This is a genomic window from Halorubrum sp. Eb13 (assembly GCF_002252895.1).
In the GTDB taxonomy this organism is placed as follows: Archaea; Halobacteriota; Halobacteria; order Halobacteriales; family Haloferacaceae; genus Halorubrum.
The window spans coordinates 54,436-66,835 of sequence record NZ_NHPE01000007.1; the positions used below are offsets into that span (position 1 = coordinate 54,436).

At 51.2% G+C, this 12,400-nt stretch carries 10 protein-coding genes; 2 read left to right on the forward strand and 8 right to left on the reverse strand.

Annotated features, from left to right (window positions below; translation table 11 throughout):
• Positions 1–215 precede the first annotated feature (215 nt).
• The 4 genes from DJ75_RS00680 to DJ75_RS00695 all read right to left on the reverse strand — a co-directional run bounded on the left by DJ75_RS00680 (position 216) and on the right by DJ75_RS00695 (position 4,502).
• On the reverse strand, positions 216–1,370 hold the full coding sequence (locus DJ75_RS00680) for a BREX system ATP-binding domain-containing protein (RefSeq protein ID WP_094521990.1): 1,155 nt from the start codon (positions 1,368–1,370) through the stop codon (positions 216–218).
• Complete coding sequence (locus DJ75_RS00685; protein WP_094521957.1) at positions 1,363–2,259, reverse strand: hypothetical protein; 897 nt, start codon at positions 2,257–2,259, stop codon at positions 1,363–1,365. The genes DJ75_RS00680 and DJ75_RS00685 overlap by 8 nt, the downstream gene beginning before the upstream one ends.
• Positions 2,256–3,290 carry a tRNA-guanine transglycosylase gene (locus DJ75_RS00690; protein ID WP_094521958.1) on the reverse strand — a complete coding sequence of 345 codons (1,035 nt, stop codon included), beginning with the start codon at positions 3,288–3,290 and terminating at the stop codon, positions 2,256–2,258. Before DJ75_RS00690 ends, DJ75_RS00685 begins: the two co-directional genes overlap by 4 nt.
• Positions 3,291–3,680: 390 nt before the next feature.
• A complete protein-coding gene (locus tag DJ75_RS00695) occupies positions 3,681–4,502 on the reverse strand; it encodes a uracil-DNA glycosylase family protein (protein ID WP_094521959.1) in 822 nt (273 codons plus the stop codon).
• A gap of 162 nt (positions 4,503–4,664) precedes the next feature.
• Here DJ75_RS00695 and DJ75_RS00700 point away from each other — a divergent pair, with 162 nt between their 5' ends.
• Complete coding sequence (locus tag DJ75_RS00700; RefSeq protein ID WP_176451397.1) at positions 4,665–5,372, forward strand: ribonuclease H-like domain-containing protein; 708 nt, start codon at positions 4,665–4,667, stop codon at positions 5,370–5,372.
• Here DJ75_RS00700 and DJ75_RS00705 read toward each other — a convergent pair.
• Complete coding sequence (locus tag DJ75_RS00705) at positions 5,355–6,164, reverse strand: hypothetical protein (RefSeq protein ID WP_176451398.1); 810 nt, start codon at positions 6,162–6,164, stop codon at positions 5,355–5,357. The genes DJ75_RS00700 and DJ75_RS00705 overlap by 18 nt on opposite strands.
• A gap of 92 nt (positions 6,165–6,256) precedes the next feature.
• Here DJ75_RS00705 and DJ75_RS17990 point away from each other — a divergent pair, with 92 nt between their 5' ends.
• On the forward strand, positions 6,257–6,958 hold the full coding sequence (locus DJ75_RS17990) for a hypothetical protein (RefSeq protein WP_141211942.1): 702 nt from the start codon (positions 6,257–6,259) through the stop codon (positions 6,956–6,958).
• A 19-nt stretch (positions 6,959–6,977) separates the two neighbouring features.
• Here DJ75_RS17990 and DJ75_RS17995 read toward each other — a convergent pair whose 3' ends face one another.
• The 3 genes from DJ75_RS17995 to DJ75_RS00720 form a co-directional block, all read right to left on the reverse strand.
• A complete protein-coding gene (locus DJ75_RS17995; RefSeq protein ID WP_141211943.1) occupies positions 6,978–7,688 on the reverse strand; it encodes a hypothetical protein in 711 nt (236 codons plus the stop codon).
• 2 nt (positions 7,689–7,690) lie between these two features.
• A complete protein-coding gene (locus DJ75_RS18000) occupies positions 7,691–9,838 on the reverse strand; it encodes a queuine tRNA-ribosyltransferase tRNA-guanine transglycosylase (protein ID WP_141211944.1) in 2,148 nt (715 codons plus the stop codon).
• Between the two features lie 81 nt (positions 9,839–9,919).
• Positions 9,920–12,259 carry an ATP-binding protein gene (locus DJ75_RS00720; RefSeq protein ID WP_094521963.1) on the reverse strand — a complete coding sequence of 780 codons (2,340 nt, stop codon included), beginning with the start codon at positions 12,257–12,259 and terminating at the stop codon, positions 9,920–9,922.
• Positions 12,260–12,400 lie beyond the last annotated feature (141 nt).

Genomic DNA, 12,400 nt, shown 5'->3' on the forward strand with positions numbered 1-12,400 from the left:
TGGAATAAAATTTAAATAATCTAAAATAAACACTGTCGAATCCGGCGGTGAAGTTACAGGTGATTGTACAATTACCTGCTCAAATCTGGATATCGAGATGATCGACATGAACCTACTGAGACCACCTAATTCAAATTTTCACAGATTCTAATTCTCAGAATTTATACCTACAAATCATTATTATTTGTTAGAAATGTATAGAAAATTGATTAATACTATGGGAGTATTTCTTGAAGAATATTCTTATTTATACTGGGTTCGCAACGCTTCGCAGCTTCATCAACCGCGTAACTGCAAATCGACAAAGCCTGACGCACGTTCCCCTGCGAGCTCTTCAAAATAAGTTGAAGGCTACATTCTTCGAAGACATCAGGTACTGAGACAGTTTGATCGGAGGCAAGAGCGAGATACGAATTCACGAGGTCTTCCAGATGCTCTTCCGTCATTGGTCGGAGAGAAACCTCTCGACCGAGTCGCTCCGAGAACGCATGATACTCGCTCATCACGTCCTGCCATACTTCCGGTGCACAACCAAACATCATGCTGAGACCGGAACTATTCTGATCCATCAGATGACGCAGACTGTTCAGCGTCGCCTGCTCGTTCTTCGGAGAGAGGCGGGCTACGCTCTCGAATTCGTCCACAAAAACGAACACTCCAGTATAGCCGAGTTCGAGAAGCATATTTTTCAGCGCTGTAAACGCACGCACGCTCATCGTGTCGTCGTCGAGTGCACTGTGGATCTCCATCTCCTTCCGCTGTTCATAGCGGATGCCTTCCGCGGTAAGCCACTGCCAAGCGTAGAGGTTCGTGTCCTCATAGACCATGTGAATAATCGCCCGAGCGAAATCAGCGAATTTTGTGACATCGCTCAGCATCTGTACGGCTTTCGGGACGAGTTCCGAAAGAAGAACGTCTCCCTCATCGAGAAGTGATTCCATCGATTGGGCACCCATCGGATTCATCTCTGTGTGTTCACGAGTGACGTAGGCGAGAAATTCGTACGCGAGTTTTTGCACACGATCAAATCCGAGGTCGTACACGAACTCGTGATAGATATCAAGGAAGCCTTCCCCGGGTTGAGCAACGTAGCCGACAAGCACATCGTCGCGGTCGCGAACCAGAGAGCGGGCGTATTTGAGGGTGTGTGATTTACCGTTGCCGTACTTTCCTGTGATAACGAGATGCTTCGACTTTCCTGTGCTCAGTACTGTAGAGACTGTGTCGCTCACTGCACCCGCTACGTGGTCTTGTCCGCAGTAGACCTCCGGATCGTCAGATGGAACCGGGCTGTAGGGGAACGGGTTCTCGTCAAGACCGAGCACTGAGTAGTCGCGTTGTTCGTCCGTAATCTCGAAGCTGTTAGTCATCATCTTCGTTGAATTGGAGGTCGCGGTCGTACACCGCGAAATAGTAGTATTGCTTACCGAGTTGTTCGACGCCGCGCATCACCTGTTCCGAAGACTGGTCAGTTGAGATAAGTTCATCACCGTCTGCCAACTCGATCGTCTTTATACCGTACCGTGCATCCTTTGCGCCTGTGTCGATGGGCGCGCCGGAGAGTTCCACTTTTCCGATGTTCTGTTGAGCGAGTCTCACGAGTGCGTCGTCGAACACATCTCGGCCGCAACCGAGGCGTTCACACGTACACTCTCGAATTTCAGGGATCGAGAGATATCTCTTTTGCAGGTTGACTCCGGCACTCTCCTCAAACTCGTCGGCGATTGACAGCAGCACGTACGGGAAGTTCGAGGGGATCTCGTCTCCCCTCGTAGTATAGAAGCTACCGTCGAACGCGTTGCGCTGAACGACGCCGAGTCGCTGTGCCCATCCGCCAATAACGTCCAGTGACGTCTCATTATACTCGTACGGAGTGAACTCGGCCCTATCCTCGAGCCGTTCCAGTGCGTCGTCCGGTTCAACGGTATCGTTGTCTTCGAACAGGTCAAGGAACTCACCGTAATGGGGGCTCCGCGTCTCGAGGATGTTACTGACGCTCCCCCAGTTGCTCTCCTCAACGATATCGACGAAACGCTTACCGACGGCTGTCGCCGTGTACACCTCGTCGTCAGCATCTCCCACTGGTTCTATGAGGCCGATACGCACTGACTCAAGTATCGTCTCCCGTGCACGGCGCTTGCTCACGTCAAGCGCACTGGATACATCCGTGGTCGATCGCTCGCCACCCGTACAGAAGTGGGCTATTTCCACGAGTCGACCGAGATTTACCGGCCGAACTGTAGGTCGTTCGTCGCTCATGTGAGCCTCCTGACCTGCTGTTTCGCGAGCTTATAGGCTCGGGCAGTCGCGTCGTTCCCCCTGAATCGGAGATCGAGGTATGATTCGATATCCTCGCCTGCTTCGACCATGTACCGGAAGCGGCGAAGCTCAAGAGCGAGCGCCCACAAGTTGTGCATCACGAGTGCCTCGCGATCTTCGCGGACGTCATCGAGGGTTCGGTCCTTACAAACCGGACACGCACAGGGGAGGTACTCAAGCGTCTCAATGTGTCGCAACTCCTCACCACCGAACCCGGGGATCAGGTAGTTCCGATTTCCAGCACTCCGAATGAACGCACTAGAGTCGAAACTGTCTACCCCACAGTAGAGGAGTAGCGGTTGATACACCAGACCACCAAGTCCATAGGTGTGTAAGTGCTTATCTGTCGCTCGCCGCGCAGCTAATATCAGCTTCGTGACCTTCTCGTAGTCCGTTCTGATAGGAACAAGACTCCCGAGAGCGTACCCGTCGAACTCCCCGTTCTTGTCGAGGTAGTGGATCCCGTTCCGTATCGTCTTGGGGTCATATCCGTGCACGCTGGCGAAGAGTAAGCCATCGCCGTCGTGCGCTTCACTCGCGGTGAGGGCTCGTCGAATGTTTTGTTCAGCCCGTCGGTCGTTCTCCCGTTCTCGTTTTTTGCGAGAAAGCGGAACATCAACCGTACCGAGAATATCGGCATCGATCGCTTGCTGTGTCTCTAGTGATTCCTCTGGGGTAGTGTCGAGTTTTTCGGAGCGGAAGTCGAATCCACCACTATCCGCAAAAACGATGGTCGACTGGGGTACCCCCATCTCGTCGCGAAGTGTTCGTCCGTTCTGAATTCGATTCCACTGTGACCCCCGCTTGCGTATAGATCGGGCATTGACCATTGCGGTCGAGAGGTCAGGGATCACATCAGTATACTCGGGGGTGTTATCGCTCGAACGCTTCCCGATGTTACGAACCGGGAAGAGGACTGGCGTCTCTAACGCCCCATGAGGTGTTGATAATGTCCGGCATCTGTACAACATTGTACGAGCTGGGATAAGCTCAGCTGTGACTTATGTCTTTTCCCGATCAAAATATCACAGAAACCAATTCTGAATACTTAGATGATCTAAGAATCAATATATAGTTGTTTATTATGGAATCTACCGAGACCGGTTCTATTTTGGCCGGTAGCACGTATCTAATGGAAAATTGCTTGCATTCTAACCCGGCTCTGCTAAAATACTCAGAAACTGATATATTCTCTCGTGGGTCCGGCCAGCGTAGGCAAATCGCGTATCACTTGTTGAAGGATACGCCGGATAAGGTCGTCAGCAACCGGATGTATATGGCTTGAGAAGCACCATAACCGACGTGGAGAATAAAAAAAAACTGAGCAGCGACGAGACTACTAGCACAACTGTGACTAATATTTAATTTATTGAAAGCCAGTCCATGAGATCGTTTCCGTATTGACTATAGTACGATTTCTTAACACCATCGTGATTTTGTATGTCCATGATTGCATTTTTACGTGATTGAAATTCACTATTGTTAAAAACATATCGTGGATGAAATGCAGTTGCTATCTCGAAAGGTGCGGTGTGATTATTCCGTGTGTGGAAACCAGATAATGCATCTCCAGACATAGTCGTCTTAGCGAAGTCGGATAGGTCTCGGCCATACAATTTCAGCAAATTCTCCGTGGCTGGTCCACCTAATGTTATGACGATTTGAGGGTCTAATTCTTCAATTTCATCACGGAGGTACGATCGTTCAACCTCTTCGCTAAGACCACAGCATTCCTCTTGTCCGTCAGTATTATTGTTACTCCCAACTGGGTGGCACTTAGTCATATTTGTCCAATAAGTTGGGATATTATTGTCATAAAGAATATCGAATAGCGGTCTCACTTTTTCAATCGTTTCTGAGTCTTCATTAGCAACCTCTCGAATATCTCTTCGCGTTTGTTCAAATCTATTATTCAGCCGATTATCATCGGGCCTTGGATCATGGCTTCCCGGCTCTTCTGCCATCACAACAACGTCTGGATCGTAATCCCCCTCAGCAAACCAAGGATTCATTCCGTAGTTGTTTGGATTGCTGTTTTGACTTTGATCAGGGATATCTGAACGCCGCGACCAATGCCGTGGGCAATCTGCACATGGGCCAGTACCGTTTGGTTGTTGCCAATTACTCCATAATTCTGTGACCGTGCTAGGTACCGAAGTGTTCGTTTCTGATCTGTCTCCCATATTGCATGACTAATTGATCCCTTTTATATATTTGACTACCTAGATATTGTATATAATAATTCGGCTCTGTTGAAGTTCTCAGCGTTTCTTGATGAGACTGAGCACGTAGGAGCTAAACGATTCCGTTAGGAGGTTTATATACTCGAATTAGTTACAGACAGTGTGAACAACATAGTGCGTGCAGCGTTTGACATCGAGACCGTTTCTCCGGACGTTCCGGAAGACAAGTACCCCGATTTCACCGACTCACATGACTTTGAACTCTCGGGCGCGGGCATCGCTTACGAGTATGAGGATGGGTCAAGGGAGACGGTCGTTGAATGGCGAAACGGTTGGGGTCCCCGGGCGGAACTCGACCTTATTCAGACTTTGCTCGACCGACTCGAGCCAGCAGGAACGGTTATTACCTACAATGGTGAGCGGTTCGATCTCACGCATTTAGAAGGACGCGCTCGAATCGCTGGTGAAGTAGTCGGCGAGCGCGCGCACGAATCTGTACAAACGTATCTCGATCGCACAGAGCACATCGATCTTCAACCGGAAGCATGGGACGCATATGGCGAATATACTAGTCTTGAGGAGACATTAGAACAAGTCGGTATTGAGCCAATCGAGACCCTTCCAAGTGAGTTCGATTGTCGCATTCCGCGGGACGAATGGACAAAAAATCCCTCAGAACCAGTTACATCGAAGGACCTCGCTATCCTCGGTGAGATTTATCTTGAGGCTGTTGACGGCAACCGTAATGACGTATCTACGACTGCGCTTGAAGAGATGCTAACCCACTATGCGCAGGCAGATGTTGAGTTGCTTTTTGAACTGGCAGACGCACGGCCATTTAAACAAAATAGTTCAGTCGCTCGTAACTAGCTCGTTCGGAATTTCTGGGAATTCCAACGATTCCGTATCTACGGTGGCTTCTTGCCGAGCTCGGCGACGAAACGCATTGTAGGCGTTTGGCTCGTTGTCGATACAGGTGTACCGGATAGACGAACCAAATGCAATCTCGGCCCCAAGTGCGGCTGGTGCTGTGCCAGCGCACGGAACGACGAGATGATCATCTGAATTCAGGATATCACCGACCCACTTCTGATAAGGCACGATCGGTTTGACGCTGCCCCAACCGAACTTTTCTCGCTGTCGAGGAACAACCTGTCTGACTGATTCAGACCATCGCCTCTCAGTCTCGCCCTTATGTCCGAACACGACAGAATACCCCCCAGTGGATCCGTACATACCGGGAGTACTTCGGTCAGGAGTGCCATCTGAACTCAAATATGTTACACCTCCAACTTTCCGGTATCCGCCCCCACCATAATCCTCGTTTACATCCCCGTACTCTTCCATCAAGTAAGATGTGAGTCGAGGAAGTAACCAGTCATCCGCATCTGCGATCAGCCACCCTCCGGGCTTGAGAGCATCCATACAAGCGTCGACGACCATTTTTGTCGAGGTCGGCGATTCCTTGTCTTCACGATCAAAAGGATGGGTGTCATACTCGACTCCGAACTGCCCACCACGGTAGGGTCTAGACCATGCGTCATCAAGACAAATCACGTCTGCATCGTCAATAGACGAGAGTACATTGACCGCATCGCCGATGACGTACTTCTTCCCGTCAGCGATAGATATCGGATGCGGTTGATCGACAGCCATCGTCATATCATCTTCTTGCTACGGCGGCGAATAACTGCTACGTCTCGTCCGTTGGAACTGCCGGGTGGATTATATACTTTAAATTGGTACAATCAGGTATGAAGCATTCGACGATTGACCCGTCTGCACCCGACTCGCCGCATATCAAGGGTTCACAGCCACTTCACAGTGACCTCCCATTCGCATGTGAGATACTCGCTCTGCGCGCTGAGCGACCCCAAGAGCCGTGGAAAGAAATTAGATTGGAGCTAGTTGAGGCCGCTTCCAAAAACAAAGTAAGCGAAGTATCCAGCATCCTCAGAAAGCTTGGCTGTCTTGGTGGCCCTGACGATAACCTAACCGGCACTGGTGCGACTATTGCTGGCGTGTTCCGACGACCCGAGTCGGACAACAACACCGTGCCGCCAATTGACACGAAGAACTCTCTCACACCAACAGAGCAGGCGCTGTTTCAGTTATTACTTCTAGAGTACGATCCAATACCGATGCTTGCCGTCTTGCATCAGGTAGAGACTGAATCCGTATCATGTGGAAACAGCGTGGACCGGGCCTCGGGGTTCATTAAGCGCGTTGAACACCTCAAGAACTACGAACCAACGTGGACGGAGAACACAAAACAAACAAAATCGGAAGTACACTTCGATTGGGCGGAACATCTCGACTGGATCGTTCCCGCTGGGAACAGTGACCGCTACGAACTGACCAACAAAGGGCGTCAGCTCAGAAAGCGTCTTAGTCATCTTCAGCCGGAGGACTGGGTGGTATCGAGTCAACAAAACAGTCTACCCGGAACAGAATAGAGCAGGCTATTCGCCGCTTTCAGAAAGAATCAAGATCGGACTGTGAACTCTCGTTTTCAGTACAGATTGATCTAATGCATTCGGGAGTCAAAGGCTGATTTTTATCATCTACCTCTAAGCGGGAAGCAAATCGTTCGATGTAATGTCCCTTCAGCTCGATCGCATTGACACCATACTGGCTGGCATCGGTGTTGCGTGCTGGCAGCGATATCGTGTTCGACAATGCTGACGCACGCTCCTCACTATTATACAGCACTGTGATTGTTTCATCAGGGAGCGCGGAGAGTACAGCGTCGGTATCGAGTGCGGTAAAGTAATCGGCACCAAGCGCAAAGAACGCGATATCGGGGTTAGGGGAGTTACGGATTACTTCAAGGAGATCGGGAGTAATCGAGAGTTGATCCGCGCGCTCTCGAATATCACCTGTGGACATCCCGCTGAAAGTCACATTGTACGGGGCTAAACTTTCACTTTCTCCGATCACGCCGAAGCCCGCGCTAATGAATACCCGTGTGACTGTATGGCCAGCCGCGCGAAGTGTAGTTACTGCGCGATCGATTGCTTCCTGTTGGCGTCCAACATATAAATCCGCCGCTGGGATTGAGCGAATATCATCTCGGTTGAGCAGCACCTCCCGCTCCGTTGTATCGATATCGTCGACAGTAAGCGTCTCACTATCCTCTGGATATGCTTTTTGCTTACAACACTGGTCGACGATGAGCACATGCATTGCTAGAATTCCGTAAGACTCTGTTGTTCACTCGGGCGGAGTCTTCTCATTGCAGCTGATTGTAGTTCGGATGCAGAGTCAAACTCATCTACCGTACAACCGGCCTCCTCAATTGCTTCAACCATCGTAGAATCGTGGTTGGGATCGTATAGAAGGATACGCTCAAACTGTGCGGCGATACTTTCAGGGCTCCGGTCGGCGACCGCGTCCGTGTCGAGTCGGTCCCACCACTCGACTGCGCCGTCAGGAGTGAGTGCTCCAAGTTCGACCGATGGAAGATCAACAACACGCGACCAGAATTCCGGGTATCGATCACGAAGCGCATCATCACAGCGCGCGGATGGTGGTTTGGGGAGCGCAGCCGCGATAAATATCTCGTCGAACGTCTCGGCCATTTCGAGCCCGAAACGGTACATATTGTGAAAGCCACGCCGACGATTCCGGTTGTTGCCGCGAAAAATACACATTTGAATTCCGTGTTTCTCGCAGAACGGGCAGCTGCAGCGCTCCCACGGCCTTTCTTTTAGAGTTTCCCTGTATCCATCGAGTTTGTCTGTGTCGCCGATAGCCTCAGTATACTCACGAAGATATGGGGAGAGAGCCTCGAAAGTGCCCTGCTTAGGTGAGACAATCGATTCAGCAGAGCGAACAGGGCTAGCCTCTCGCCGATGCGATAAGAACTGGCGTACTGGGCGGAGATGCTCTTCATATTCCTCGAACAGCCGTGGGTCGTCTTCAGTATCCTTTCGGAGGAGGTGAATGACATCCCGCCAGATTGGTTCACCGACAGTACCCTTGAATTCGACTGCACAATCGAAATCTTCGCGAAAGAATACGCGGGCCCCCATCATGCTATCGACGTCGTAACCATCGGCGTGACGGCGATCCTGTAGATACGTTACTGCGGCATCTAAGGTTGCTTCTGCCTCGTCATAGTAGGATTCAAGCGCCTCAGAGATCGAATTGCCAGCGTCATACGCTTCCAGCACGCGGATCATCTCTTGGCCGCGGATCGCTTTCTCGATCTGTGTTGGACGTTCGTCTCGGGCGAGTGGGAACCGGACCCTGACTGCGTCATATTGCTCTTTTGAGTCGAGATGATAGTTTTTCCCGCCTGTCCATGCAGCAATGAGCATACTTGTGCTGTCGAAGCTCGTGACACCAGCATCGCGAACTGCCTCAAAGAGCTCAGTCTTTGCGAACCCGAACACGTGGACATCGACGCGGCGTCCGTGCTCAGATTCGTACTCGGTGATGACATCGCCAACTTCGTCGACAACCGCAGCCACCTCATTCGCACGTGCGCCAGCAAGCCCACCAATACCGAGACAGTCGTACCCCTGTTCGAGCGCCTTGCGAGCGTCCTTTGCATAGCTCTCGGGATCCCATCCCTGAACTGCGGCCATCAGTCGAAATCCGTCCTCAGTGGGATCATACTCCTCACGGATGCGCTGGGCTAGCTTCTCTGAAAGATTCTGTCTGAAAATATTGTCCTGCTCCCGGAAGACCGCGCTTGGGGACGATTCAAGTCGACTACAAATCTCCTCCGGTGACCCCTCAAAGTCGGCAGGTGTGAACTGCTCAACGACACCGTCGTGGACATCAGAGTCGAACTCGCGAACGTAGTCAGGCCACAGGTCGGGCCACTCGGTAACAAACACGTCGAGCCCATCTGTATCTCGCAGATCCTCAAGTGCATCATCGGAGATGAGATCAGAATCGTAGGCACGTTCATCAAGATACAGTCGTCGCTGATTCGGCCCTTTCCAGACGACGTGATCGGGAGTAACACCAATCCGAACCCCGATCCGGTCATAAAAATCGATCAAGTCTTGTATCCCATACTTCGGGAACGGGAGATCTCGGTAACCCCATGCGCCACAGTCGCTGATCGTCGGAAGCCACGACGGGATATTGAGTCGTGGGTCACCGTAGATCCCGTGTTCGTTGAGTCGACCACGCAATCCGGCGCTCTGTGTTACAGAGTCACGTGAGAGCAGAAGTCCATCGGCTGGGAGGTCTCGACCCTCGAATACATCCCACAAGAAGAGATTCTCACGAGCGCTGTTCTCAGCCTCAGAGTGGACATCGTACAGAAAGTCGTAGTTCGCATCGACGTGATCGTCCCAGTCCGGCACGTAGAACCGCACGAATTAATTCACCTTCCGATGGTTACTATGCGACTCCATTTGAAATGCGCGGTCCGGGACGATACCGGTCTAGTTATGTGATTATTCGCCTGCGGCCTGCATCATCTTCTCGTAGCGGTTTGCTTGGTCAATCAGCGCTTCGAGTCTCTCTTCCAGCGAGTCACCCTCTGCAGGAGAGTCCTCCAAGAGATCGAGAACAGTCTGAAGCTGTTCGGCGGCGTCAACGAGTTGGTCGACCCACTCGTCGGGATCGGCGTCTTCATCAATATCGAGCCGATCCAGAAGCTCATCATGTTCACCCTTGAGTTCATCGAATCGCTCAGCAACTGCGGCTGCATCTGGGTCACGAACGGATGACCCCCCAATCGTCTCTTGGCCGTCGCGTGTATCGACAGTCTCATCCGTCTTTGGATCTCCCGAGGATTTGGACTCTGTAGCGCCTGTAGACGTCTGCACATCCGCATCGGTTGAATCAGATGGAGTATCGGAATCGATCTCAACAATATCATCTACCGGAGAGTCACTACCTGCAGAACCTCCAGAACCATCATTGTTCGTCGGTGTCCTAGACGCATCAGTATCAGATGCGTTTAGGCCCTGACCTCCGGACTGATCATGTTGTGAGGAACGATCAGAGCTACCCACTTCGGAGTCCGCTGTATCAGGCTCATCGGGCTCATTCTGATCAACGAGTGGTGCTGGCTTGTCGTCAACTGGATCTAATTCATCTATATCTACGTCAGCGTCCGCACAGGCGCGAGCGAGTTCGTACTCGTATCGGTGGACACGGACGTCATCGTATACTCTGGTAGAACGCCTCTGAGCCGATCTAACATCTTTATTGGCCTCGTGTTCGATCTCATCTAGAACGTCTTCGATGCTATCTTCAGAGTCCCACGGTGGAGTCTGTCCGTCCGGAGCACCGCTAGTTTCGTGGAGCCCAGCGATGATCTCGGCCTTATCGAAACCGTCCTCGTCCAAGAGTTCCTCAAGATTATCAATATCAAGCAGGTGTGGTAGGAGGTCGTCGTTGGTGTCGAATCGGTTGGTGAATTCTTCATATATTGCCTGCTCATACGCCGGAATGACCCAACTTTTGAACCACTCGATCCGTTCAGAGTGGATACCTAGTGCCGAGTGTGCAATAGCTACCCGCTCCATATCTTCCGCGAGTGAGAGATCCTTATCGGGTTTACTGTGAATACGAGGCTGGGAAATATCGCCTTTATTCAGCCGTTGCTGCTTGTCGGCGATATTGACTTCCTCAATCTTGCCGTCGTTCGCCGCGTGGAGGCTGTCGCTGTCGTATTCGGTAAATATCCATTTTGGGGCTCTCCCGTACAGACCGATCCGTTTGTGACGATCCGCGAAGCGGCGGAGCCAGAAGTACACGCCATGGTCATCGGAAAGAACTGAATGCATCCGACTGATACGGCTCTTGTCTGAATTCCACGGTAGATCATCAGCGTCGCCCTCGGTATAGAAGTCGATCTCAATTCGAAGTCGCTTGTCTTTGGCATTATTGAATTTGTTCATGCCAAACTGACCGAAGCCGCCTTTTGCTCCGGTGAGCCCCTGCTCAACCAGCCGGTCCTGACAGAAGAAGGCAGTGCCAGCGTCCACCTTCTCAATATCAGACTTTCGCAGCAAACCAACGGTCACTTCGACTTTAATGGGCGCGCTCCATTGGTCGTTAGTAAACTCTAACCCTGTAAATCGACGTGGGTGTGAACCTCCTTGCCACGGCGAGAAGGTCCATTGTACCTGCGGCGGCGTAAGGAGTTCCTTGCCATTCAGATCAACAGAAAGCGTCGCGCTCGTGTCATACTCTTTTGAGAGAAACCTCTGATACTTTTGCTCCAGCTCATTGCGGACATCCTCTTCCTCCTCGTCCCAGTTGAATGTCAAGTCGTGAAGCGTAATTACTGTCTGGCCCGGATCTAGGTCCGCAGGCTCCATCTCGAACTCCCATGTCTCGTTGTCTTCGGCAAAGAAATCCTCGTCAACAGTATATTTCCACCCTTGATCAGCGTCTTCATGTCTGCTGGCGATGGTGAACTTGTTGGCTAGACGGTTAAGCGCCTTTTTTGTTCCCAAACCAAAAGCACCGATATTTCGACCATCGGCTCGTGTGTCTTTACTCTGACCCAACCCGAGAAAGACGCCCATCTCGTCCGATTTTACCCCGCCTGCGTGATCGGAGTACGTCACTTCTTCAGCGTCGTCGTCGTAGCTTATGGTAATGCTAACAGGGTCTTTACCGTGGATGGCTGCCGAATCTATCGAATTGTCGATTAGTTCTGCTAGTGCCGAATCGACAGTTACGTCCGCAGCGATCGAACTGTACGTGCTCTTCGATGGATGGACCTTCGCAACTGGCGAGTCATTTGCCGTTCCGGAGTTAGAGCTGTCTTGTGACATCTTCTGTTATCCAATACTCCTTCCAATTGTATAAACCTCCCCTCTAACTCCTCTGTTAATTTGTATAGGAGGTGGGGGAATTCTATACTACCCCTTAACAGCGCAGTTAGAGTAGCTTAATAACGTAGTTATTTTCAGCAT